Genomic DNA, 23492 nt, shown 5'->3' with positions numbered 1-23492 from the left:
ATCGTGTGCTCATGTCGGTCGTCCTACCCTGCTAGCGACCCTCGCCCGGTCGGGCTGACCGGACGTAGTGGTTGGCGCATCGACGTGCTCCGCCAGCACACCGTGGTCAAGGACCTCGGTGATGCGCAGCGCACGCCCGAAGGCGCGGCGACGCACCGCCAGCGCGAAGCAGGCCGGATCCGGGTGCATGTTCGCTCCCCGACCCGGCAGCCTGCGGCGCGGATCAGGTCGGAGACTGAAACCAGCCTCGTCCCGAACCGCGATGATCCGCAGCAATTCGCTGGCCGGCGCACGTTGCCGGCAACCCACACAGGTGCGTTCCGGCGTTGCGCGTCGTACCACTGGAAGAAGTCTACCCCTAGCTGCCCGAGATCGCTCCGCCCGGCTCCCGCACGTGATCAGCTGCCGCACGCGCGGCGGGTGCGATCTGCTCCGCATCGGACCGAATGTCGATCCGCCAACCGGTCAATCGGGCCGCGAGTCGGGCATTCTGCCCCTCCCGGCCGATCGCGAGGGAGAGCTGGAAGTCGGGGACCGTCACCCGGGCGGCCCGACCGGCCAGGTCGACCACCTCGACCCGAAGCGCCTTGGCGGGCGACAACGCGTTACCGACGAAGGTGGCCGGATCGTCCGACCAGTCGATGATGTCGATCTTTTCGCCGTGCAGTTCGCTCATCACGGCGCGCACCCGCTGGCCCATCGGGCCGATGCAGGCGCCCTTGGGGTTCACCCCGGGGGTGGTGGAGCGTACGGCGATCTTCGTACGGTGACCTGCCTCACGGGCGATCGCCCCGATCTCCACCGTGCCGTCGGCGATCTCCGGCACCTCCAGCGCGAACAGCTTCTTGACAAGCGCCGGGTGCGACCGGGACAGGGTGATCTGCGGCCCGCGCATGCCCTTGGCGACGTGCACCACGACACAGCGGACCCGCTCACCGTGGGCGTACCGCTCGCCGGGCACCTGCTCGGACTGCGGCAGCACGCCCTCCAGCTTGCCGAGGTCGACGCTGACGATGCCCTTCTCGGTACGCGTCTCGTGGGCCTGCACCACGCCGGTGACCAGGTCACCCTCGCGGCCGACGTACTCGCCGAAGTGCACCTCGTCGGTGGCCTCCCGCAGACGCTGCAGGATCACCTGCTTGGCGGTCATGGCGGCGATCCGGCCGAAGTCGTGCGGGGTGTCGTCCCACTCCCGCACCAGGCTGCCGTCGGCGTCCATCTCCTGCGCGTACACCAGGGCGGCGCCCGACCTACGGTCGATCTCCACCCGGGCGTGCGGCTCGGCGCCATCGGTGTGCCGGTAGGCGGTCAGCAACGCGGTCTCGATCGCCGCGAGAATCGTGTCGAACGGGATCTCCCGCTCGCGCTCGAGTGCGCGCAGCGCCGCGAGGTCGATGTTCACCTCTCCTCGTCCTCCACATCATCTTCGTCGTCGATGTCGTCTGAATCATCAATGTCGTCGGAGTCGTCCGCGTCGTCCGCGTCGTCGAACTCCTCGTCCACCTCGCCAAGTTCGGCGAGCCGGGTGAACTCGACCTGCACGCGACCGGGGCCGAGCTGGGCGTACGCCCAGGATGCTCGGCCCTCCCCGGTCTCCAGCTGCACGCCCTCGTCGTCGGCCGCGACCACCCGGCCGGTCAGCTGACGGTCTCCGGTGGGCTGCTCGCCGCGCTGGCCGGGTAACGCGGCTGCGCCCCGGGCGGTGACCTTGACCAGCCGGCCCACGTTGCGCCGCCAGTGGCGGGGCAGGGTGAGTGGCCGGTCGACGCCCGGCGAGCTGACCTCGAGCTGGTATTCCCCGGCGACGATGTCGCCACCGGTCTCCTCGGCGGCGTCCAGCGCGGCCGAGACCGCGCGGGAGACGACCGCGACGGCGTCCAGGTCGATCCCGCCGTCGGCGTCGACCATCACCCGCACCACGTGCCGGCGACCGGCCCGGGAAACCGACAGGTCCTCCAGGTCGTAGCCGGCGTCGTTGACCACGGGCTCGATCACGGCCCGCAACCGCGTGCGGCGCGCTGCGAGATCACCACCGCGGGGACCCGCCGCATCGCGGGGTCGCCCCGTCGACCTGGTGGCACGGCCACGCTGCGTCATCTCCGCACCCTCTCCCTGGTCGACGGTGATCGGTCGTCCCGACATGCCGGCGCACCACCGGAGCGGACGCGCCGGTGGCTGCGCAGAGCGTAACGCGCCTGCCCGGCGGCGGGCCGGGCGGCGCACCGACGTCGGTGGTCCCCGGACCGGTGGAGATGGTGTTGACTTGCCGGGTGGGGACCGGCAGAACGACACAGCGCGACCAGGCATCCAGACATTCCCGGCGAAAGCTCCTGCGTGCCGGGGCACTGCTGGCGCTCGGCGGTGCCGCGGTGCCGCTGACCGGCTGTGATCTTTTCGACCGTGACGACGAGCCGGTGCCACCACCGGACCCACTGCGGCCGATGGTGGACGAGGCACTCGGACTCGCCGCGGCGTACCAGAACCACGTGGCCACGCATCCCGACCTGGCCGACCGGCTCGGCCCGATCGCCGAGGCACACACCGCGCACGCCACCGAGCTGGCCCGGGTGATCGGCGTCGCCCTGCCCACCGCGGTCGCCGCTCCGGCGGTCGACCCGGTGAACAAGCTCGCCCCCCTGCGCGCCCTGGAGAAGGCCGCCCAGCAGTCCGCCACCGCCGCCTGCGCCGCGGCCAGCGCGGAACGGGCCGCACTGCTCGGGTCGATCGCCGCCGCCCGCGCCACCCACCAGGAGGCACTGAAGTGAGGCAGCCGTCCGCCGGGGAGGCGCTCGCCGCCGCCCTGTCCGCCGAGTACGCGGCCATCTACGCCTACGGGCGGATCGGGGTCCGACTCACCGGGGCGGCACGGGAGGCCGCACGCCAGGCCGAGGCCGCGCACCGCAGCCGACGCGACACGCTCGTGGTGCAACTGAGCGCGGTCGGCGGCGTCGTGCCGCCGGACCGCGCCGGCTACGCGTTGCCGTTCCCGGTCACCGACCGGGCCAGCGCCCTGCGGCTCGCCGCCGAGGTGGAGGAGCGCACGGCCGCGCACTGGCGAGCGGCTCTGGCGTCCACCACCGGCGCCGACCGGGACCAGGCGCTGGCCGCCCTCGTCGACTACGCGGTACGGGCCACCCGGTGGCGCAGGACGGCCGGGACGACCCCGCTGACTGTCCCGTTTCCCGGTCGGCCCACCTGAACCGTTGCCCTCCGGTTGCGGAGCGCATACCAGGTATGCATACTCCGTTGCCATGTCCATCCGTCACGGGTTGCTCGCCCTGCTCGAACGCGGCCAGATGTACGGCTACCAGCTGCGCGCAGCGTTCGAGGAGTCGACCGGCTCGACCTGGCCGCTGAACATCGGGCAGGTCTACACCACCCTGTCCCGGCTGGAACGCGATGGTCTGGTCCGCCCGTTGCCGGAGAGCGAGGCCGGGCAGCGCCCGTACGAGATAACCGACGCCGGCCGGGCGGATCTGACGCTCTGGTTCGCCACCCCGGTCAGCCGCAACGATCGGCCCCGCGACGAGTTGGCGATCAAACTGGCGCTGGCGCTGACCACCCCCGGGGTGGATGTCCGCTCCGTGGTACAGGCCCAGCGCAGCGCGACGATGCGGGCGTTGCAGGAGCTGACCCGGTTGAAGTACGTCAGCAACCGACCGGAGGACCTGCCCTGGCGCCTCGTGCTGGACTCGATGGTGTTCCAGGCCGAGGCCGAGGTCCGTTGGCTGGACCACTGCGAGACAAGTCTGGTGCGCCACCAGCCCAGCGGCGCGGCACCTCCCCCACCTCGGCCGGGTGACGCCGACGCGCGGGACGCGTCCCGGTGGGCCGGCGAGGAGGCGCGACGGTGAGCGGATCGGACGACGCGGTGCTGGAGCTACGCGCCGTCCACCGCACCCACGGCGCCGGACCGGCGGCGGTGCACGCGCTGCGCGGGGTCAGCCTGGTCGTCCGGCCCGGCGAGCTGGTCGCCGTGATGGGTCCGTCCGGCTCCGGCAAGTCGACGTTGCTGGCCCTCGCCGGCGGGCTCGACCGCCCGACCGGCGGGGAGGTCCGGGTGGAGGGGCAACCGCTGGGGGCGCTGGACCGGCGCGGGCTGGCCCAGCTGCGCCGCCGCCGGATCGGCTACATCTTCCAGCAGCTCAACCTGCTGGGCAGCCTGAGCGCGCTGGAGAACGTGGCGCTGCCCCTGGAACTCGACGGCGCCGGCGGACGCCAGGCCCGGGCGCTGGCCATGGCCGCGCTCACCGAGGTGGGCCTGCCCGCACTGGGGGACCGCTTCCCCGACCAGCTCTCCGGTGGGCAGCAGCAGCGGGTGGCCATCGCCCGCGCGCTGGTGGGCGACCGCCGGCTGGTGCTCGCCGACGAGCCCACCGGCGCCCTGGACTCGCAGACCGGCGAGGCGGTGCTGCACCTCCTGCGGCGCCGGATCGACGCGGGGGCCGCCGGAGTGCTCGTCACCCACGAGTCCCGACACGCCGGCTGGGCCGACCGGGTGGTGTTCCTTCGCGACGGCGTACTCGTCGACACGACCGCGCCACTGGGCAGTGTCGATCAACTGCTGTCCGGTATCGACCGGTGACGGTCCGCCGGACCAGGCGGGCACCTGCCCGACCCGACACCGCCGCGTCGGGACCGGAAGCGCCACCGGTCCGGGTCGGTCGTCGTCGCCTCGCCGAGCTGACCGGCTCGTGGCGGGCGGCGCTGCGGATCGCCCGGCGGGAGTCCCGGCGGGCGCGGCGCCGGACCGCCCTGGTGCTCGCGATGATCGCCCTCCCGGTGGCGGTGCTGGCCTTCCTGGCCGCCAGCTACGACATGGCCGCGTTGACTCCCCAGGAACAGGTGGATCGCCGACTCGGCGTGGCCGACGCGGAGCTGCGCTGGATCTCGGACACCCCGGTGGAACAGGACGAGTGGGGGGACAGTTGGTCCACCCCGGACAGTGAGCAACCACCCGTGGCCCGAGCCACCTCCGCCCAGGTGAGCGCGTTGCTCGGGCCGGGCAGTCGGGTCACCGAGGTGCGCGCCGGCATCCCGCTGACCCTGCGCGGCCGACACCGCGACGAGGACGTGCAGGGGCGGGTGCTGGACCTCGGCGACCCGTTGGCCCGGGGGCTGGTGCGCTTCCGCGCGGGCCGGGCGCCCGAGCAGCCCGGTGAGGTCGCGGTCAGCCCGGCGGCGCTGCGCCGTCTGGACCTGCGCCTTGGCCGCGCCGTGGCCCTGGCCGACGGGAGCAGGGCGTACACCGTGGTGGGGGTGGTCGAGTTTCCCGACGACCTCGGCGCGGTGGTGGCGCTGCATCCGGGTGCGGTGCCACGGACCAGTCCCGAACCGGAGAGCAGTTGGCTGGCGGACGTGCCCGGCACCATCGATGCCGCGCTGGTGTCCCGACTCAACGACCGGGGTGTGCTGGTCGCCATCCGTCCTCCGACCGACTCGGCCGACGAACGGAAGCGGATCTGGTTCGGCCCCGTCGACCGGGGCGACACCACCGACCTGGGCGCCAGCGTGCTGATCGCGGGCCTCGGGCTGCTGGAGGTGGTGCTGCTGGTCGGGCCGGCCTTCGCGGTCGGCGTCCGCCGCCGCCGGCGGGATCTGGCGCTCGTCGCGGTGGCCGGCGGGGATGCCGCCCAGCTCCGTCGGGTCGTGCTGGCCGACGGCGTGGTGCTGGGTGTGCTGGGCGCCGCCACCGGTCTGCTGGTCGGCGTCGGCGCGGCGTTCGCCGGTCGTCCGCTGATGGAGCAGTACGTCTTCGACGCCCGCTTCGGTGGGTACCGCTGCTGGCCGATCGCGCTGCTGCTGCTCGGTGGGGTCGCGGTGCTGGCCGGGGTGCTCGCCGCGCTGGCGCCGGCCTGGACCGCCGCGCGGCAGGACGTCAGCGCCGGCCTCGCCGGGCGACGCACTCCCCCGGTGTCCCGGATCCGCTGGTTGGCCTTCGGGCTGTCGCTGGTGGCCGTCGGGGCCGGGTTGGCGGCGTTCGGGGCGGCCCGTACCTCCACGGTGGTGATCCTCACCGGCCTGATCCTCGGCGAGTTGGGCCTGGTGTGCTGCACGCCCACGCTGATCGGCGCGCTCGCCCGGCTCGGCCGGGTGCTGCCGTTGGCACCGCGTATCGCGTTGCGCGACGCCAGCCGCAACCGCGCCTCCGCCGCGCCCGCCATCTGCGCCGTGATGGCAGCGGTCGCCAGCAGTGTGGCGCTCGGCGGGTTCCTGGCCAGCAGCGACGCCCGCACCTCGCACGCCTACCGGCCGATGCTGCCGACCGGCCATGTGCTCGTCTACGCGGGCGAGTCGGTCCGGCAGCCCTCGCCGACCCAGCTCGCCGACATGGCCCGGGACCAGCTGGGTGCCGACCGGATCGCCCCGGTCAACGCGGTGAGTTGCGCATCCGCGGCGGCGGGTTACTGCGACGTCGCGCCGGTGCTTCCGCCCGCGCGGATCTGCCCCTGGCAGCCCGGGGACAACCTCTCCGCCGCGGACCGTCGGCAGGCGCGGGCCGACCGGCGTTGTCGGATCGGCCCGCTGAGCTACGACGGCGGCTACGTGCAGGCGGGCGTGGACGACGGGACCGCACTGCCGTTGCTCACCGGTGCGGACCCGGCGACGGCAGCCACCGCCACCGCCGTGCTGCGCGCCGGGGGTGTGGTGGTGACCGACCCGCGTTACCTGCACGACGGCCTGGTGACCGTCCGCGTGAACCAGGTGGATTCCGGGACGGATCGGCCGGGCGCCGCCGCCGACTTCCCCGGGTACGCGCTGAGCGGGGCGATCGGCCAGTCCCGGCTGCTGCTCTCCGCGTCCGCGGCCCGGCAGCTCGGCCTGACCTGGTCACCGGCCGGATGGGTGCTCGGCGCCTCCATTGCGCCGGACCGGCAGCAGCGGGAACGGTTCGCCAGCGCGCTGCGGCCCTTCGGCACGTTCTCGATGTCCGTGGAGTACGGCCGTGATCCGCAGGACATGTCCCCGCTGCTGCTGCTGCTCGCGGCGGCGGCCGGCGTCGTCACGATGGGTGCGGCCGGGATCGCCACCGCACTGGCCGCCGCCGAGGGACGCGCCGAGCTGACCACCCTCGCGGCGATCGGCGCGGCACCGGCGCTACGCCGGATGCTGGCGATCTGCCAGGCGGGGTTGATCGCCGGTCTGGGCTCGGTGCTCGGCATCGTGGCTGGGCTGGGCACCGCCGCCATCGTGCTGTTCTCGGCGAACCGGCAGTACGCCAACGACTGGCCGGTACCCGACCCGTACCCGTTCGTGGTGCCGTGGCCCGCGCTCGGGGTGCTGGTCCTGGTGCCGATCGTGGCGATGCTCGGGGCGGGCCTGTTCACCCGCGCCCGGCTGCCGATCGAACGCCGGTTGGACTGACCCCGGTGGCGTGACCGCGCGGTTGGCAGGCCGGGCGCGTACGGGGGTGCCGGCGGGGGCCGGCAGCCGGCACACTGATCCGCGTGTCAGTGCTCGGAACCCTCACCCGTCGAGTCGGTCACCATCGCTGGTTCGGCGCCGCCGCACGTCTGCTGGTCCCCGCCGACCGGGTGGTCGGTCGACTCACCCGGGGGCGGGTGGTCGCCCTCGGCCTGATCCCGTCCCTGGTGATCACGACGACCGGCCGCCGCTCGGGCAAGCCCCGCAGCAACCCGCTGCTCTACGTCCCCGACGGCGACGCCTACGTGGTGATCGGCTCCAACTGGGGGCAGACCCACCACCCCGGCTGGGCGATGAACCTACTCGCCGACCCCGCCGCCGAGGTGCGGTTGAAGGGCCGGCTGATCCCGGTGCGGGCCGATCGGGCGTCCGGCGCAGAACGGGACCGGCTGTGGCAGCTGTTGGTCGCCGAGTGGCCCGCGTACCACACGTACGTGCGGCGGGCCGGCGGTCGGGAGATCCACATCTTCCGGCTCGTGCCGGCCGGGCGCGGCGCGCCGGCCGGTCCTCCGTCGGCTGGCTAGGCTGACGCGCAGTCGCGAACAGAGGCGGGTCCCGTGAGCGCGAGCACTGAGCCGGGGTGGCGAGCCCTGCGGTCGCGAGCACCGGCGGCCCCGCAGTCGCGCACCGTGGCGGCCGGATGAGCGCGGGCGATGAGCGGGCCGAAGTCGGTCGGGGCCTCGACGACAGTCGGTGGGCGGTCGCGGAACGGGTCGGCGCGGCGGTCCGCCGGCGTTTCCCGGCCGACGTGCTCGCGGTCGCGGTGCACGGGCCGCTGGCGCACGGTGACGACGACGGCGGCGGGGACCGCGAGGTGGGCCTGCTGGTGGTCACGTACCGGCCCCGGGCCGGCCCCCGGCCGGCCACCCGGCGGGTGGACGGGGTCCTGGTGGATCTGACCGTGGCCGCCGCCGAGGACTACCTGGCCCAGGCCCGGGTGATCTCCCCGCTCTGGCCGCTGACCGCCGACCGGTATGTCACCACCCAGCCGTTACACGATCCGACCGGCTGGTTGCGGAAGCTGCGCGACGAGCATCTCGGCCGGCTGGCACGCGCCCGGCCGGCGGAGTTCAGCACCGCGGCCCGGCAGGCCTGGTATCGGGGCAGCGCGGCGCACGCCCGGGCCGCCCGGCTCGCCGAGTGGTACGAGACCGACCAGGCCCTGCTGATGCTCGGTGAGGCCCGGCTGGCGGCGGCCACGGTGACGGGCCTGCTGAGCCGCACCTATTACCGGGATCCCGGTGACGCCGTACGGCGGACCGGGCTGGCCGGCGCGGACATGACCGATGTGGGTGTGGTGCTCGGTCGACAGGCCGAGGACCTGGCCGCCCGTGGTCGGGCGGTCGACGGCACGATCGACGACCTGCTCAGCGGTTGAGCGGTGTCACAGCCCGGCCGGTACGCCGATCAGCGTGCCGACCAGGTAGGTGGCGGCGGCGGCCGCGGCGCCCAGCAGCAGTTGACGCAGCCCGCTGGTCCACCATGGGCGTTGGGTGAAGCGGGCCACCACCGCACCGGCGGCGAAGAGCCCGAGCCCGCCCACGCCGAGTGCCAACCACAGCTCGGTGGCGCCGAACAGGTAGCTCAGTAGCGGCACCAGCGCGCCCACCGAGAAGAACAGGAACGACGAGATCGCCGCGGCCCACGGGCTGGGCTGGTCGTCGGGGTCGACGCCCAACTCCTCGCGGACGTGCACCCGCAGGGCCTCCTCCGGGTCGCGCCGCACCGCCTCGGCGACCTGGGTCGCCAGGTCCCGGGGAAGACCCCGGGCCACCCAGGCGTCGGCCAACTCCCGGGCCTCGGCCTCGGGGTGCCGTTCCAACTCGCGCCGCTCCTTGGCCACCTCGGCGGCGACCTGCTCGTTGGCGGAGCGGACGCTCGTGTACTCGCCGAGCCCCATCGAGATGGCACCGGCGACCAGGCCGGCGGAGCCGGTGAGCACGATGCTGCGGGGTGACACCCCGCCGCCGCCGACACCGGCGATCAGGGCGATGTTGGTGACCAGACCGTCCATCGCACCGAAGACCGCCGGGCGCAGCCACCCGCCGGAAACGTCCGCGTGGTGCGCCTCACGCAACGCCGCTGGGGTGTCGGTCACGGCGCCTGCTCTTCGTTCGCGACTGCGGGACTCCGCTTCGCTGCGTTCCTCGCGCTCACGGCAGGGTCAGGATTTCGTGGCCGTCGTCGGTCACCACGATGGTGTGCTCGAACTGGGCCGTCCACTTCCGGTCCTTGGTCACCACGGTCCACCCGTCGTCCCACATGTCGTACTGGTAGGTGCCCAGGGTGATCATCGGCTCGATGGTGAAGGTCATGCCCGGCTCCATGATGTCGGTTGGCCGCGGGCTGTCGTAGTGCGGCACGTAGAGCCCGCTGTGGAACGCCTCGCCGATGCCGTGGCCGGTGAAGTCGCGGACCACGCCGTAGCCGAACCGCTTGGCGTACGACTCGATGACCCGGCCCACCACGTTGATCTGGCGGCCCGGGGCGACCGCGCGGATGCCGCGCATCATCGCCTCGTGGGTGCGCTCGACCAGCAGCCGGGCCTCCTCGCTGACCGCGCCGACGCAGAAGGTGGCATCGGTGTCCCCGTGCACCCCACCGACGTACGCGGTCACGTCGACGTTGATGATGTCGCCGTCCTGCAACACGGTGGAGTCCGGGATGCCGTGGCAGATGACCTCGTTGAGGCTGGTGCAGCACGACTTCGGGAAGCCCTTGTAGCCGAGCGTCGACGGGTACGCGCCGTGGTCGCAGAGGAACTCGTGCACCACCCGGTCGATCTCGTCGGTGGTCACGCCGGGCTTGCAGTGCTCGCCGGCGAGCTGGGTCGCCTGGGCGGCGAGCCGGCTGGCGACCCGCATCTTCTCGATGGTCTCCGGCGTCTGCACGTGCGAGCCGCGCCACTGGGCGGGGCGCTCCTTGCCCACGTACTCCGGTCGGGCGATCTGGGACGGCACCGGACGCGTCGGGGAGAGTGTGCCTGGTGTCAGCGGCGGACGGACGGTCATGCCGCCAGCCTATCGCCGGGGCCGCTGGTGACCCGCGCCACGGGCGCTCCGAGGGGGTTGTTGCCCCGTCAGGTGGGCTGTGCCATGGTGTCAGCGTGGATCAAGGAGGAGCACCACCCGTCTTCTCCGCCAGGGCGGAGATCGACGGTGACCACCTCCAGGTGGTGGTGGCCGGTGAGGTCGACACGGCAACGGCCGACACCATGCTCCAGGCCGCGCTGCGCGAGCCCGCCGAGCGGATCACCCTCGACCTGAGCGCCGTCACCTTCTTCGACTCGGCCGCCATCCACGCCCTGGTCCGGCTCGCCCAGCAGTTCTCGGGCACGCTCACCGTCCTGCCGTCGCGGCAGGTCCGCCGGGTGCTGGAGATCTCCGGCCTGGGCGAGCAGAGCTGGCTCCGGCCCACCTGAGAGCATGACCCGGCCGCCGCCGGGCGCACGCTCAGCTCCGCAGCTCCCGGCGCAGGGTCACCTCGGTGCCCTCATCGGTACGCCGCACCGACAGCTCACCCAGCGCCCTGATCAGCGCCAGGCCACGCCCCCGGAACCCGGAGCCGGTCGACTCACGCCACTGCCCGCTGTCGCGCACGGTGGCCGTCACCGCCCGATCCTCGATGGCCACCTCCACGCTGATCATCGCCTCGAGGGGGTGCACCGGATGCTCGATGGCGTTGGCCGCGGCTTCGGAGACCGCCACGGTCAGGTCGAACACGTCCGTCTCGTCGACCGCGTGCGCGACGAGGAAGTCCTCCAGTCGCTTGCGCAGCACGCTGAGCCGGGTCGGGTCCGCCGGCAGCCGCAACGCGAAACGGTTCAGCTCGGCCGCTTCGAGGGCGAGGACCGCCACGTCGTCGCGGCGCGGCCGCCCGTCGACCCGCTCGACGACCGCGTCGATCAGGTCCGCCACGTGCTCGCTGGGGGTCGCCGCGTCGACGCGGAGCTGAGCCAGCGCGGCATCGATGCCGAGCTGACGGTCCTCGATCAACCCGTCGGTGTAGAGCACCAGTCGGTCGCCGGGTGCCAACTCGCCCTCGAGAGCCTCGTACGTCGCACCCGGGATCGCGCCGACCGGTGGGCCGAGCGCACGGTCGTGCAGGAACGTCACCTCACCCGCTCTGATCAGCAGCGGGGACGGGTGGCCGGCGCTCGCGTACCGCAACCGGCCGGTGCGCGGGTTGAACAGCAGACAGACCACCGTCGCGAAGGAGCGGGCCTCGGTGGTGCCGACCAACCGGTTGAGCCGGGTCAACGACTCACCCGGGTCGTAACCCTCCAGCAGGTACGCCCGCAGCGCGTTGCGCAGTTGCCCCATCGCCGCGGCGGCCTGGACGCCCTTGCCGACCACGTCGCCGATGACAAGCACCAGGTCGTCGTCCTCGACGTTCATGGCGTCGTACCAGTCACCGCCGACCTCGACGTCGGCGGTGCCGGGCAGGTACCGGCTGGCCACCACCGCTCCGGGTAGCTGCGGCAGCGACCGGGGCAGCAGGCTGTGCTGCAGGGTGGTCGCGATGCGGTGTTCGGCCTCGTAGAGTTGGGCGTTCTCCAGGCGGACCCCGACCAGCCGGGCCAGTTGGGTCAACGCGGCCTCGTCGACCTGCGCGCCGTCGCCGGCCGGACGCCAGACCCGCAGCTCGCCGAGCGGCTCGCCGGCGGTGCCGGTCAGCTCGGCCACGAAGGACGGGTCGGCGGCGGTGGCGCCGCCGGTGTCCGCCTCGGCCCGAGCCCCGGTGGTGGTGACCACCACCTGTGCGGCCTCGGCGAGACTCAGCGCGTGCCGGGCGGCGACCTGGAGCACGTCACCGGTGGACCGGGCGGTGTTCACGGCCACCGCCGCGTCGGCCAGCGCCCGGAGCCGACGGATGAGCTGGCCGCGGAGTTGGCCCAGCTCGACGTTGGCCCGGACCCGGGCGATCAGCTCCTGGCCGGAGAACGGCTTGGTGAGGTAGTCGTCGGCGCCGGCGGAGAGGCCGGCGACGGCCTCCGCGGAGCCGGCTCGGGCGGAGAGCAGCACGATCGGCACATGCCGGGTACGCGGGTCCGCCCGCAACGCGCTCACCAGCCCGAATCCGTCCAGTCGGGGCATCATCACGTCGCTGAGCACCAGGTCGAAGCCGCCCTCGCGGGCCAGCGGCAGGGCAACCAGCCCATCGCTCGCGGTGACCACCTCCCAGATCGGGGAGAGCAGGCTGGTGACGTGCTCGCGCAGGTCCACGTTGTCGTCGACGACAAGGATCCGGCCGGCCGGAGCGCCGTTCGTCGGCCGGCCGTCGTAGCCGGGCGCCGGCGCGACGCCGGCCCACAGCGCGGTCTCCGCCACGTAGAGCCGGGCCTGCTCGGGCTCGCCGAGCGGCAGCGGATCGAAGGCCGCGACCCGGTCCGCGGGCAGGTGTGCCGCACCGAACGGAACGCTCACCGTGAAGGTGCTGCCCTCGTCGACCTGACTGGTCAGACCGACGGTGCCGCCGTGCATCTCGGCCAGCTCCCGGACCAGCGCCAGGCCGATCCCGGTGCCCTCGTGGGTGCGGGCACGCACCCCCGGCACCCGGTGGAACCGCTCGAAGACGTGCGGCAGCTCGTCCGGCACGATGCCGATGCCGGTGTCGGTCACCTCCAGGCAGGCCACGCCGTCCGCGGCCCGGACCCGCACCCGGATCTCGCCGTCGAAGGTGAACTTGACCGCGTTCGACACCAGGTTGAGGATGATCTTCTCCCACATGTCCCGGTCGACGAGGACCGGCGCCGGCAACGGTGGACAGTCCACCACCAGCCGCAACCCGGCCCGTTCGGTGGCCGAGCGGAAGGTGCTGGCCAGTCGGGCCGTGTAGCTGGCGAGGTCGGTGGGCTGGTAGCGGGCAGCGAGCCGACCGGACTCCAGTCGGGAGAAGTCCAGCACGGTGTTCACCAGCTTGAGCAGGCGCAGCGCGTTGCGGTGCATCATGGTGAGCCGGTCGGTGTCGGCCGCGGACAGGGCCGGGTCGGCCAGCATGTCCTCCAGCGGGCCGAGCACCAGGGTCAGCGGGGTGCGGAACTCGTGGCTGACGTTGGCGAAGAAGTTGGTCTTCGCCAGATCGAGCGCCGCCAGCTCGGCGGCACGGGCCCGCTCCTGTTCGTACGCCCGCTGGGTGCCCGCCGCCCGGGAGATCTGGGCGGCGACCAGCTCCAGGAAGTTGCGGTAGTCGTCGCCGAGCGGAAGCTGGCGGGCCACGCCGACGACCAGCGCGCCGACGGTCTGGTTCGTCGCCGTGAGAGGCAGCACGAGGGCCTGGTCGGCGGCGTCGACCGGCGGCGGATCGAGCAGATCCGTCACGTCGACAGTCGCGGGCGCGTTGTCGGCGGTGACCCGGGCCAGCAGCTCGGCGGTGTCGCCGAGCGTGGCCGGGGCGGCGCCGGTGGACCCGGCCAGCGCGAGCCGACCGCTCTCGTCGGCCAGGTAGATCAGGGCGAAGGGCACGTCTGCCCGGTGCCGGCCGAGCACCTCGGCGGCGCTCCGGCCGACTTCGGCCGCGCTGCCCGTGTCGGTCACCTCGGCACCCAGTTCGGCGAGTGCCCGTAGCCGGCGCTCACCGAGGACCCGTCCGGTGGTCTCGTTGACGACGCAGTAGACGCCGGTGACCGAGCCGTCCTCACCCCGGATCGGGTCGTACGAGACGTTGAAGTAGGTCTGCTCGACGAAGCCGTGCCGGTCCAGCAGGAACGGGTGGTCGTCACCCCGGTAGGAGCGCCCGGTGCTCCGCACGCCGTCGAGCAGCGGGCCGAGCACCGCCCAGGTCTCCGCCCAGTGCTGGCGGGCCGGTTGGCAGAGCACGTCCGGATGTTTGCTGCCGATGGTCGGTCGGTAGGCGTCGTTGTAGAAGGCGAGCTGCTCGTCGCCCCAGAACATGACGATCTGCGCGCTGGAGGCGAGCATCATGCCCACCGCGCTGGAGAGCGCCAGCGGCCAGCGGCCGGGCTCGCCGAGTGGTCCGGTGGACCAGTCGAAGCGGCTCAGCCGCTCCCCCATCTCGCCACCGGCCGCGAACGCCGCCGCCAGCATCGGAGGAGCCTTCGGGCCGGGCACGACGGACCGCCCGATGTCCGCGCCCCCCTGGGCCGAGCTCATACAGCCTCCCGCTCCGGCCGGCACCCCGCGACCGTTGATCTTCACCCGCCGTGCTCCGACTTGTACCCCAGCGGACCAGCAACGTAACGCAGGACGACAGTTGGACGCTGTTGACGTCCGCCCGAGCCGTCGGGCAGCGGACCGTACGCCGGGCGCGTCGACGTGGAAGGGCGGTCGCCAGCAGCGCCGACGAGTCAGAAGACCGGCAGCCCGTCGATGCTCACCGCGTTCCTGGTGGCCCGGTAGACCGCCAGGTCGTCGTCGGTACGACGGGAGTGTGAGGTGATTAACAGATCACGTTCGGCGCGGAAGTCCATCAACGGCACCGCGTAGCCGCAGGAGTCGCTGACCCGCTCCACCTCGACGATGATCACGGCCCGGACGCCGTGCACGTCCGGCGGCGCCGGAAACTCGGCGAGCCGGTCGGCGAAGCCGTCCTCGGTCACCGAGACGCTGCGGCCCCGGCCCTGCAACCGGACGATCTTCGGCGGCCCGTCGAAGGCGCAGAACATCAGCGTGATCCGGCCGTTTTCCCGCAGGTGGGCGATGGTCTCCGCCCCGCTGCCGTGATAGTCGAGATAGGCCACCCGGTGCGGGCCGAGGATCACGAACGTGCCCCGCATGCCCTTCGGGGAGACGTTTACATGCCCCTCGGCGCCGGACGCCGCGGTGGCCACGAAGAAGACCGGCTGGTCGGCGATGAAGTCACGTAGTCGACCGTCGATCTCCGGATAGACCTTGCCCATGCGGCGATCCTCCCACCGGCCACACCACCCGTCGGGGCGACCTAGCTCACACCGCTGCCCACCCGCTCGGCGGCGGCCCGGACCAAGGCCGTGATCGGCCGAGGCTCCTCCTCGATCTCCGGATGCCACTGCACGCCGAGCACGAACGGCAGCGCCGGGTCCTCGACGGCCTCGATCACGCCGTCCTCCGCCCACCCGGTGACCGCGAGTCGACCGGGATCGGCGACCGCCTGGTGGTGGTACGAGTTGACCCGGTCCACCCCGGCCAGCACCCTCGCGGCCAGGCTCCCCGGCGCGAACCGTGCCAGGTGGGTCCCGTAGACGCCGGGCGCCGGACGGTGCCCGTCGTGACCGACCACGTCGGGTACGTGCTGGTGCAGGGTGCCGCCGTAGGCGACGGCGAGCACCTGCATCCCCCGGCACACGCCCAGCACCGGCAACTCGGCGGCGAGCGCGGCGGCCAACAACACCAGCTCACCGGCATCCCGGTCCGGCCGATCCTCGGTCCGCGGGTGGTGCCGCTGGCCGTAGCGCCCCGGGCCCACGTCCGCGCCACCGGCCAGCAGCAGCCCGTCGAGGACGGCCACCACGTCCGCGTCCACGTCGTCCGGCGGCAGGACCACCGCACGGCCACCCGCGGCCGTCACCGCCCGCGCGTACGCCTCCGGCACCAGCACGGCCCGCACGCCCCGCCAGACCGCCCAGTCGGCGGGCTCGACGTACGCGCTGATCCCGATCAACGGCCTTCTCACAGCGGTGTGACGTACGCGCCCGTGATGCCGCCGTCGACCACGAACTGCGCGGCGGTCATGAACGAGGCATCGTCGCTGGCCAGGAACGCCACCGCCGCGGCGATCTCCTCGGGTTGCCCGAAGCGCCCCATCGGCACGTGCACGAGCCGGCGGGCGGCCCGCTCCGGGTCGGCGGCGAACAGCTCCAGCAGCAACGGGGTGGCCACCGGCCCGGGACAGAGCGCGTTGACCCGAATGCCCTCGCGGGCGAACTGCACACCCAGCTCCCGGGTCATCGCCAGCACTCCACCCTTGCTCGCGGTGTACGCGATCTGCGACGTCGCCGCGCCCATCAGCGCCACGAACGACGCCGTGTTGATGATCGAGCCCTTGCCCTGGCGGCGCATGTGCGGAATCGCGTACTTGCAGCAGAGGTAGACGCTGGTGGTGTTGACCCGCAGCACCCGCTCCCACGCGTCGAGGCCGGTGTCCAGGATGGAGTCGTCGTCCGGGGGTGAGATGCCGGCGTTGTTGAACGCGATGTCCACCCGGCCGTGCCGGTCGGCCACCCCGTCGAACAGGTCGCGTACCGCCGACTCGTCGGCCACGTCGGTGGCCACGAACTCGCCGCCGCACTCCTCGGCGGCCCTCGTGCCGGCCGCCGCGTCGATGTCCACGCAGACCACCCGGGCACCCTCGGCGGCGAACCGCCGCACGGTGGCCAACCCGATGCCGCTGCCCGCTCCGGTGACCACGGCCACCCGGTCCTGCAACCGACCCTGCACAGGCGTCACTCCTCTGTCGCGATGAACACGTTCTTGACGTCGGTGAAGGAGTGCAGCGCGTCCGGGCCCAGCTCACGGCCGAGCCCGGACCGCTTCATCCCGCCGAACGGGGTCCAGTAGCGCACCGAGGAGTGCGAGTTGACGCTGAGGTTGCCCGCCTCGACGGCACGGGTCATCCGCAGCGCGCGTCCGACGTCTCGGGTCCAGATCGAGCCGGAGAGGCCGTACTCGGTGTCGTTGGCGAGCCGGACCGCGTCGGCCTCGTCGTCGAACGGCAGCACCGAGACCACCGGACCGAAGATCTCCTCCCGCCAGTGCCGGTCGGCCGGAGAGTCGGCCAGCAGCACCGTGGGCGCGTGCCAGAAGCCGGGGCCGTCGGGGCAGGAGCCGGTGAAGGCGACCCGCGCGTCGGGCAGGTAGCCGGCGACCCGGTCCCGGTGGGCTGCCGAGATCAGCGGCCCCATCTCGGCGGTGTCCCGGGACGGGTCCTCCACCCGGAAGGCGCGTACCGCCGATTCGAGCAGGTCCAGGAACCTGTCGTACACCGGACGCTGGATGAGGATCCGCGACCGTGCGCAGCAGTCCTGGCCGGCGTTGTCGAAGACCGCGCCCGGCGCGGTCGCGGCGGCCCGTTCCAGGTCGGCGTCGGCGAACACGATGTTCGCGCTCTTGCCGCCCAGTTCCAGGGTGAGTCGTTTCACCTGGGCCGCGCAGCCGGCCATGATCCGGGTGCCGACCTCGGTGGAGCCGGTGAAGCAGATCTTGCGGACCGCCGGGTGGCTGACGAACCGCTCCCCGACCACCGAGCCCGCACCCGGGACGACGATGAACACGTCGTCGGGCAGGCCCGCCTCGCGGGCCAGCTCGGCCAGGCGCAGCGCGGTGAGCGGGGTCAACTCGGCGGGCTTGAGCACCACGGTGTTGCCGGCGGCGAGGGCCGGGACGAAACCCCAGGCGGCGATGGGCATCGGGAAGTTCCACGGCACGATCACGCCGACCACGCCGAGTGACTCGTGGAAGGTGACGTCCAACCCGCCCGGCACCGGGATCTGACGCCCGGTCAGTCGCTCGGGTGCCCCGGCGTAGTAGTCCAGGACGTCGCGGACGTTGCCGGCCTCCCACCGGGCGTTGCCGATGGTGTGACCGGAGTTGCGCACCTCCAGCAGAGCCAACTCCTCGAGGTGCGCGTCGACAACGGCGGCGAACCGCCGCAGCAACCGCGCCCGATCCCCCGCGGAGACGGCCCGCCAGCCCGCAAAAGCCGATGCGGCCCGAGCGATGACCGCGTCAACCTCCTCCACCGATGCCCCCGGAACCTCCCGAAACCCAACCCCGGTAGCCGGATCCACCACGACAGTCACGCCCCGCCCCGCCCTTCCTCCACGCGATCTTGCACTTTGTGCCTCGACATCAGCGACGATTCACCACAGACCGGCGACACAAAGTGCAAGATCGCGGCGAGGGGTGGGGTGGGGGTCAGAGGCGTTCGAAGCCACGCTTCAGCTCCCAGTCCGTCACCGCGGCGTCGAAGGCCGCCAGCTCGACTCGCGCCTGGTTGGCGTAGTGGGCCACCACCTCGTCGCCGAACGCCTCCCGGGCCACGGTCGACGCCTCCCAGAGGGTCAGGGCGTCGCGCAACGTGCCGGGGACGCGCTCGGCCGCCGGGTCGTCGTACGCGTTGCCGGTGCACTCCGCGGCCAGCTCCAGCTCCCCGTCGATGCCGTGCAGCGCGCCGGCGACCAGCCCGGCGATCGCCAGGTACGGGTTGACGTCGGCGCCGGGCACCCGGTTCTCCACCCGCATGCCCTGCCCGTGCCCGACCACCCGCAGCGCGCAGGTGCGGTTGTCCACACCCCAGCGCAGCGCCGTCGGGGCGAACGATCCGGGTTGGTAGCGCTTGTAGGAGTTGATGTTGGGGGCGAAGAGCAGGCTGAACTCCCGCATGGTGGCGAGCAGCCCGGCGAGCACCCGCTGCCCGGTCGGCGACAGGTGCGCCGGCCCGTCGCCGAGCATCGCCGAGTCACCGCTGCTGTCCCGCAGGGAGAAGTGGATGTGGCAGGAGTTGCCCTCCCGCTCGTTCGGCTTGGCCATGAAGGTGATCGCCATCCCCTCCTGGGCGGCGATCTCCTTGGCGCCGTTCTTGTAGATCACGTGGTGGTCGGCGCAGGCCACCGCCTCGTCGTAGCGGAAGGCGATCTCGTGCTGGCCGAGGTTGCACTCGCCCTTGGCGCTCTCCGGGGTGAGCCCGGCAGCGGCCATCTCGGTGCGGATCCGGCGCAGCAGCGGCTCCACCCGGGCGGTGCCGAGCAGCGAGTAGTCGACGTTGTACTGGTTGGCCGGGGTCAGGTCGCGGTAACCGCGCTGCCAGGCGTCCTCGTACGAGTCGCGGAACAGCACGAACTCCAGCTCGGTGCCGGCGTACGCGGTCAGCCCGCGCTCGGCCAGCCGGTCCAGTTGCCGGCGCAGGATCTGTCGCGGTGAGGCGACCACGTCGCCGGAGCCGTCGAGCCAGGTCAGGTCGGCCAGCAGCAACGCGGAGCCCGGCTGCCAAGGCGTCCGGCGCAACGTGGCGAAGTCCGGCACCATGGCGAAGTCGCCGTAGCCGCGTTCCCAGCTCGACATCGCGTACCCGTCGACGGTGTTCATGTCGACGTCCACGGCGAGCAGGTAGTTGCAACCCTCGCTGCCGTTGGCCACCACCTGGTCGAGGAAGAACGGCGCGTGGAACCGCTTGCCCTGCAGGCGGCCCTGCATGTCGACGAGGGCCAGCACCACGGTGTCGATCTCGCCGGCCACGACGGCGACCCGCAACTCTTCCAGCGTCAACGGCGTTCTGCTCATGAGCGGGCCTCCATCACCAAGGTCTACTGGCAAACCGGATCACCGTCAATGCCCACGGCATGGTCGGCGGCAAACCACGCGGGAGTTGTCATGCGTCTTCGAGCGATCCTGGCGGTCGTCACTCTCGCCATCGGGCTCGGCACGTCGGTGAGCGCCGAGGCGGGCGTTCGTCCACGGGACGGGTCGGTCACCGCCGCGGGTGCCGGCGGGTTCGACCTCAGCCAACCGGAGGTCGTCGCGACCGGGCTCGAGGCGCCCTGGGGGCTCGACTTCCTGCCTGACGGCAGCGCCCTGGTGACGCAGCGCGACCAGGGCAGCGTGTTGCGGATACGACCGGGCCAGCCGCCCGTGCAGGTCGCCCAGATCCCCGGCGTGGTCGCCGGTGGTGAGGGGGGCCTGCTCGGCCTGGCGATCTCCCCCCGGTACCCCCTGGACCGGTGGGTCTATGTCTGCTTCACCACCGCCACGGACATCCGGATCACGCGGTTCCGGTTCAGCGCGCCGCAGACCCAGCAGGTGATCCTCAGCGGTCTCGCGCGGGCGTCCGTCCACAACGGCGGCCGGATCGCCTTCGGCCCGGACGGCCTGCTCTATGCCGGCATCGGTGACGCGGGCGTCCCCGCCAACGCGCAGAACCTGGCCAGCCGCAACGGCAAGATCCTGCGGATCCGGCCGAACGGGGGCATCCCGGCGGGCAACCCCTTCCCCGGTTCTCCGGTGTTCAGCTATGGCCACCGCAACGTGCAGGGTCTGGCCTGGGACGCGCGGGGCCGACTGTTCGCCACCGAGTTCGGTCAGAACGCCTGGGACGAGGTGAACCGGATCGGCGCGGGCGGCAACTACGGCTGGCCGGTCGTGGAGGGCCCGAGCGGCGATCCCCGGTTCCGTGCCCCGGTGGTCGTCTGGCCCCCGGCGCAGGCGTCGCCGAGTGGCGCCGCCTTCGCGGGCGGCACCCTGTTCGTCGCCGCGCTGCGGGGAGCCCGGCTGTGGGCCGTCCCGATCGGCCCCGCCGGGACGGTCGGCACACCGTCCGCCGAACTGGTGGGCGCCTACGGCCGGCTCCGTACCGTCGAGGTGGCCCCGGACGGCTCCCTCTGGGTGGCCACCAGCAACCGCGACGGCAATGGCACCCCGGGGCCGCAGGACGATCGCATCCTCCGGTTCACGACCGGCGAGCGGCAGCCACCGCCCGCCGGTCGTGTCCGAGCCCGTCTCGCGGACACCGGGCGGCCCTGACCCCGGCGGGACACGGTCATTCGGAGCCGTCGACCACCGCCGGCTCGGACCTGGGCGCCGGCTCCTCGACGGTACGGATTGGGCCGGCGAACCACTTCCGGGCCGAGGCGTACCACCAGACGGCGACCACCAGCAGCACCCCGCCGACGGCGAGCGGCGCGTAGTTCACCGCCGACCAGGTGAACCCGTCGTTGCCGGGCACCCCGGCGGGCACGATCGGCAGCACGAAGTAGACGGCGATGATCGCGATCTCGATCACCGCGATCCAGCCGAGCAGCTTGTACTTGCGGCCCAGCGTCCACGGGCCGGGCACGAACCGGTCGCCCATCCGCAGCCGCAGCGCGATCGGGATGAGGAAGGACAGGTACAGCCCGAGCACCGCCACGGAGACCACCGCGTAGAACGCGATCGGGATGCCGGCCGAGCTCTCGTAGAGCGCCGGCAAAGTCAGCACCAGGCCGGCCAGGGTGGCGCCGATGATCGCGTTGACCGGGGTGCCGTTGCGGTCGACCCTCGACCAGAGCCGCCATCCCGGCACCGCCCGGTCCCGGCTGAACGCGTACGCCATCCGACTCATCGACGTCACGCAGCTCATGCCGCAGAAGAACTGCCCGATGGTCGAGATGATGATGACGATCTTGAAGAAGACGGGGGTCAGCGCCGACTCGAAGATGGCGCCGGAGAACCCGCCGGCCGCGTTGACCGCCTCGACGTCGGTGGCCGCGAAGAGGAACGCCAGCAGCAGGATCCACCCGCCGACCGCCGAATAGAAGATCGACTGCCAGAGCCCGCGGGCGGCGGCCTGCGACGCGCCCCGGGTCTCCTCGGAGACGTGCGCGCAGGCGTCGAAGCCGGTGATCGTGTACTGGGTCAGCAGGAAGCCCAGCGGCAGCACGTAGAACCAGAACGTCAGCCCACCGACGTCCCCGTCACCGAAGCCGGAGTTGTTGAACCGCTCGGTGAACACGAACTGGAAGCTCTGGTGGTTGTCCGGGACGAAGACCAGGATGGCCACCACGACGGCCGCGCCGGCCACGTGCCACCAGACCGAAACGTTCTGGAGTACGTCGATGATCCGGTGCCCGAAGATGTTGATCAGCCCGTGCAGCACCAGGATGATCACGAAGAGGATGAACGCCTGCCGCAGCGTCCCGGCCCACCCGTCGAAGAGCGCCGACAGGGTGAGGTTGAGGAACGTCGCGCAGCCGTAGTCGACCGAGGCGGTGACCGCCACCAGACCGATGAGGTTCAGCCAGCCGGTGAACCAGCCGTGCACCGGGCGCCCCATGGTGGCCGCCCACCAGTAGATCCCGCCCGCGGTCGGGTACGCCGACACCAGCTCCGCCATGCAGAAGCCGATGATCAGAATGAACAGCGAGATCAGCGGCCAACCCCAGGAGATGGCGACCGGCCCACCGTTGTTCCACGCCTGACCGAAGGTGGTGAAGCAGCCGGCCAGGATCGAGATGATCGAGAACGAGATGGCGAAGTTGGAGAAGCCACTCCACTTGCGGCGCAGCTCCTGTTTGTAGCCGAGTTCGGCGAGCCGTCGGGCGTCGTCGTCCATCGGTTGCTCGGCGGTCGGCACGGGCGTCGTGGCCACTGCACACCTCCCTGAGGTGGTTCCGCGTGCGAGTGCGCAAAGTGTCGTCCCGGCTGATCAAGGCGGTCAATACGTCCGGGGTGGCAATCTCACCGGCGGACGGCTAATTGCGTTGCCGTCCGGCCGCTCTGACCCGCATCCTTGACCCTGTGACCAGGCCCGATCGCCAGGGCCACTCCCCGGGCACTCGGACCGCCCGGACCGCGGCGCGGGGCACACCTCTCTCTCACGTACGGCTCATCGCCGTACCCGACAAGTGCCCCGCGCCCCGCGCTCCCCCGCGCCCCGCGCGCTCCCCGCGCTCCCCGCGCTCCCGCGCGCTCCCCCGCGCGCTCCCCGCGCTCCCCGCGCTCCCGCGCGCTCCCCCGCGCCGATCTTGCAGTTTCTGTCGCCGATTTCAGCGGTTACGCCCTATAGATCGGGGCAGAAAGTGCAAGATCGCGGGGGCGGGTCAGGGGCGGGCAGGTCGGGGCGGGCAGGTCAGGGGCGGGGCGGGGCGGTCAGGTTAGGAGGAGGCCCGCTACCCAGAGGGCCGCTACCAGGAGGCCGGCCAGGAACTCCACGAGCATCGACAGGCCGACCGCCTTGATGGCCTGCACGGTGGACGGCCAGGCGAGCCGGTTGTTGCCCAGCCGCAGCCGCTCCGCCGCCCACACCCCGGCGACGAAGCCGATCACCAGCCCGACGACCGGCACCACGAAGAACCCGATGACGCCGAGCACCCCGCCGGCGAGCAGCGTGGACATCGGCACGCCGGTGTTCTTCAGGTTCCGGCCCGGCCACGCGTACTTGATCACGGTGCCGCCGGCCGCGACGACCGTGGCGGCGGCGAACACCGCCCAACCACCGGTGCCGGCACCGCCGAAGATCGCCCAGACCAGTACGCCGCCCCAGCACAGCGGTAGCGCCGGCAGACCGGGCACCACCACGCCGGCCAGCCCGGCCAGGATGGCCAGCCCGGCCACCACGGTCACCGCCGTCTGTGAATCTGTCAGGTCCACGCCGTCACCTTC

The 23492-nt window shown here is 72.5% G+C and carries 22 protein-coding genes; 9 read left to right on the top strand and 13 right to left on the bottom strand.

Features of this window, described 5'->3' with window-relative positions; all coding sequences use genetic code 11:
• Positions 1 to 9: 9 nt before the first annotated feature.
• Genes ACFYPM_RS22960 through rimP form a run of 3 tightly spaced genes read right to left on the bottom strand, consistent with a single transcriptional unit; the run spans position 10 to position 2097 of the window.
• The gene (locus tag ACFYPM_RS22960) at positions 10 to 342 is read right to left on the bottom strand and encodes a YlxR family protein (RefSeq protein ID WP_387200354.1); all 333 of its coding nucleotides are present in this window, start codon (positions 340 to 342) and stop codon (positions 10 to 12) included.
• 16 nt (positions 343 to 358) lie between these two features.
• Positions 359 to 1402, bottom strand: coding sequence for a transcription termination factor NusA (gene nusA / locus ACFYPM_RS22955; RefSeq protein ID WP_387200350.1), 1044 nt, complete (start codon positions 1400 to 1402; stop codon positions 359 to 361).
• A complete protein-coding gene (rimP, locus tag ACFYPM_RS22950) occupies positions 1399 to 2097 on the bottom strand; it encodes a ribosome maturation factor RimP (RefSeq protein WP_387200749.1) in 699 nt (232 codons plus the stop codon). Before rimP ends, nusA begins: the two co-directional genes overlap by 4 nt.
• 155 nt (positions 2098 to 2252) lie before the next feature.
• Here rimP and ACFYPM_RS22945 point away from each other — a divergent pair, with 155 nt between their 5' ends.
• The 7 genes from ACFYPM_RS22945 to ACFYPM_RS22915 all read left to right on the top strand — a co-directional run bounded on the left by ACFYPM_RS22945 (position 2253) and on the right by ACFYPM_RS22915 (position 8803).
• The gene (locus ACFYPM_RS22945; RefSeq protein WP_387200746.1) at positions 2253 to 2765 is read left to right on the top strand and encodes a hypothetical protein; all 513 of its coding nucleotides are present in this window, start codon (positions 2253 to 2255) and stop codon (positions 2763 to 2765) included.
• Positions 2762 to 3199 carry a ferritin-like domain-containing protein gene (locus ACFYPM_RS22940; protein ID WP_387200347.1) on the top strand — a complete coding sequence of 146 codons (438 nt, stop codon included), beginning with the start codon at positions 2762 to 2764 and terminating at the stop codon, positions 3197 to 3199. Before ACFYPM_RS22945 ends, ACFYPM_RS22940 begins: the two co-directional genes overlap by 4 nt.
• A gap of 52 nt (positions 3200 to 3251) precedes the next feature.
• A complete protein-coding gene (locus ACFYPM_RS22935) occupies positions 3252 to 3854 on the top strand; it encodes a PadR family transcriptional regulator (protein ID WP_387200345.1) in 603 nt (200 codons plus the stop codon).
• Entirely contained in the window at positions 3851 to 4585 is a 735-nt protein-coding gene (locus tag ACFYPM_RS22930; RefSeq protein ID WP_387200342.1) for an ABC transporter ATP-binding protein, read from the top strand. The genes ACFYPM_RS22935 and ACFYPM_RS22930 overlap by 4 nt, the downstream gene beginning before the upstream one ends.
• A complete protein-coding gene (locus ACFYPM_RS22925) occupies positions 4582 to 7365 on the top strand; it encodes an FtsX-like permease family protein (RefSeq protein ID WP_387200340.1) in 2784 nt (927 codons plus the stop codon). The genes ACFYPM_RS22930 and ACFYPM_RS22925 overlap by 4 nt, the downstream gene beginning before the upstream one ends.
• Positions 7366 to 7448: 83 nt before the next feature.
• Positions 7449 to 7949, top strand: a complete 501-nt coding sequence (locus ACFYPM_RS22920; RefSeq protein ID WP_387200337.1) for a nitroreductase/quinone reductase family protein — start codon at positions 7449 to 7451, stop codon at positions 7947 to 7949.
• Positions 7950 to 8065: 116 nt separating this feature from the next.
• Positions 8066 to 8803: a nucleotidyltransferase domain-containing protein gene (locus tag ACFYPM_RS22915; protein ID WP_387200334.1), complete on the top strand. Its 738-nt coding sequence runs from the start codon at positions 8066 to 8068 to the stop codon at positions 8801 to 8803.
• 6 nt (positions 8804 to 8809) lie between these two features.
• Here ACFYPM_RS22915 and ACFYPM_RS22910 read toward each other — a convergent pair whose 3' ends face one another.
• On the bottom strand, positions 8810 to 9523 hold the full coding sequence (locus tag ACFYPM_RS22910) for a VIT1/CCC1 transporter family protein (protein ID WP_357247272.1): 714 nt from the start codon (positions 9521 to 9523) through the stop codon (positions 8810 to 8812).
• A gap of 55 nt (positions 9524 to 9578) precedes the next feature.
• Positions 9579 to 10436 (bottom strand): type I methionyl aminopeptidase, encoded by an 858-nt coding sequence (gene map, locus ACFYPM_RS22905; RefSeq protein WP_387200331.1) that lies wholly within the window; start codon positions 10434 to 10436, stop codon positions 9579 to 9581.
• A gap of 95 nt (positions 10437 to 10531) precedes the next feature.
• Between map and ACFYPM_RS22900 the strand changes: the two genes are divergently transcribed.
• A complete protein-coding gene (locus ACFYPM_RS22900; RefSeq protein WP_387200328.1) occupies positions 10532 to 10846 on the top strand; it encodes an STAS domain-containing protein in 315 nt (104 codons plus the stop codon).
• Between the two features lie 31 nt (positions 10847 to 10877).
• On the opposite strand, the gene ACFYPM_RS22895 is transcribed toward ACFYPM_RS22900, so the two are convergent.
• The 6 genes from ACFYPM_RS22895 to ACFYPM_RS22870 form a co-directional block, all read right to left on the bottom strand.
• Positions 10878 to 14537 carry a SpoIIE family protein phosphatase gene (locus ACFYPM_RS22895; protein ID WP_387200325.1) on the bottom strand — a complete coding sequence of 1220 codons (3660 nt, stop codon included), beginning with the start codon at positions 14535 to 14537 and terminating at the stop codon, positions 10878 to 10880.
• A gap of 194 nt (positions 14538 to 14731) precedes the next feature.
• Positions 14732 to 15283: a pyridoxamine 5'-phosphate oxidase family protein gene (locus ACFYPM_RS22890; protein WP_387200322.1), complete on the bottom strand. Its 552-nt coding sequence runs from the start codon at positions 15281 to 15283 to the stop codon at positions 14732 to 14734.
• Positions 15284 to 15324: 41 nt separating this feature from the next.
• Positions 15325 to 16023, bottom strand: coding sequence for a gamma-glutamyl-gamma-aminobutyrate hydrolase family protein (locus tag ACFYPM_RS22885; protein WP_387200319.1), 699 nt, complete (start codon positions 16021 to 16023; stop codon positions 15325 to 15327).
• An 8-nt stretch (positions 16024 to 16031) separates the two neighbouring features.
• On the bottom strand, positions 16032 to 16799 hold the full coding sequence (locus ACFYPM_RS22880) for a 3-oxoacyl-ACP reductase (RefSeq protein WP_210784710.1): 768 nt from the start codon (positions 16797 to 16799) through the stop codon (positions 16032 to 16034).
• A 5-nt stretch (positions 16800 to 16804) separates the two neighbouring features.
• Entirely contained in the window at positions 16805 to 18160 is a 1356-nt protein-coding gene (locus ACFYPM_RS22875) for an aldehyde dehydrogenase family protein (protein WP_387200315.1), read from the bottom strand.
• 115 nt (positions 18161 to 18275) lie between these two features.
• Positions 18276 to 19640 carry a glutamine synthetase family protein gene (locus tag ACFYPM_RS22870; RefSeq protein WP_387200312.1) on the bottom strand — a complete coding sequence of 455 codons (1365 nt, stop codon included), beginning with the start codon at positions 19638 to 19640 and terminating at the stop codon, positions 18276 to 18278.
• Between the two features lie 90 nt (positions 19641 to 19730).
• Between ACFYPM_RS22870 and ACFYPM_RS22865 the strand changes: the two genes are divergently transcribed.
• Entirely contained in the window at positions 19731 to 20876 is a 1146-nt protein-coding gene (locus tag ACFYPM_RS22865; protein ID WP_387200309.1) for a PQQ-dependent sugar dehydrogenase, read from the top strand.
• 16 nt (positions 20877 to 20892) lie between these two features.
• Here ACFYPM_RS22865 and ACFYPM_RS22860 read toward each other — a convergent pair whose 3' ends face one another.
• A complete protein-coding gene (locus tag ACFYPM_RS22860) occupies positions 20893 to 22479 on the bottom strand; it encodes an amino acid permease (protein WP_387200306.1) in 1587 nt (528 codons plus the stop codon).
• A gap of 500 nt (positions 22480 to 22979) precedes the next feature.
• A complete protein-coding gene (locus tag ACFYPM_RS22855; RefSeq protein WP_387200303.1) occupies positions 22980 to 23480 on the bottom strand; it encodes a DUF456 domain-containing protein in 501 nt (166 codons plus the stop codon).
• Between the last annotated feature and the right edge of the window lie 12 nt (positions 23481 to 23492).

Source organism: Micromonospora sp. NPDC005203 (assembly GCF_042872705.1).
Taxonomy (GTDB): domain Bacteria; phylum Actinomycetota; class Actinomycetes; order Mycobacteriales; family Micromonosporaceae; genus Micromonospora.
The sequence above is the reverse complement of the archived record's forward strand: the minus strand, read 5'-3'. Positions and strand labels throughout refer to the sequence as shown.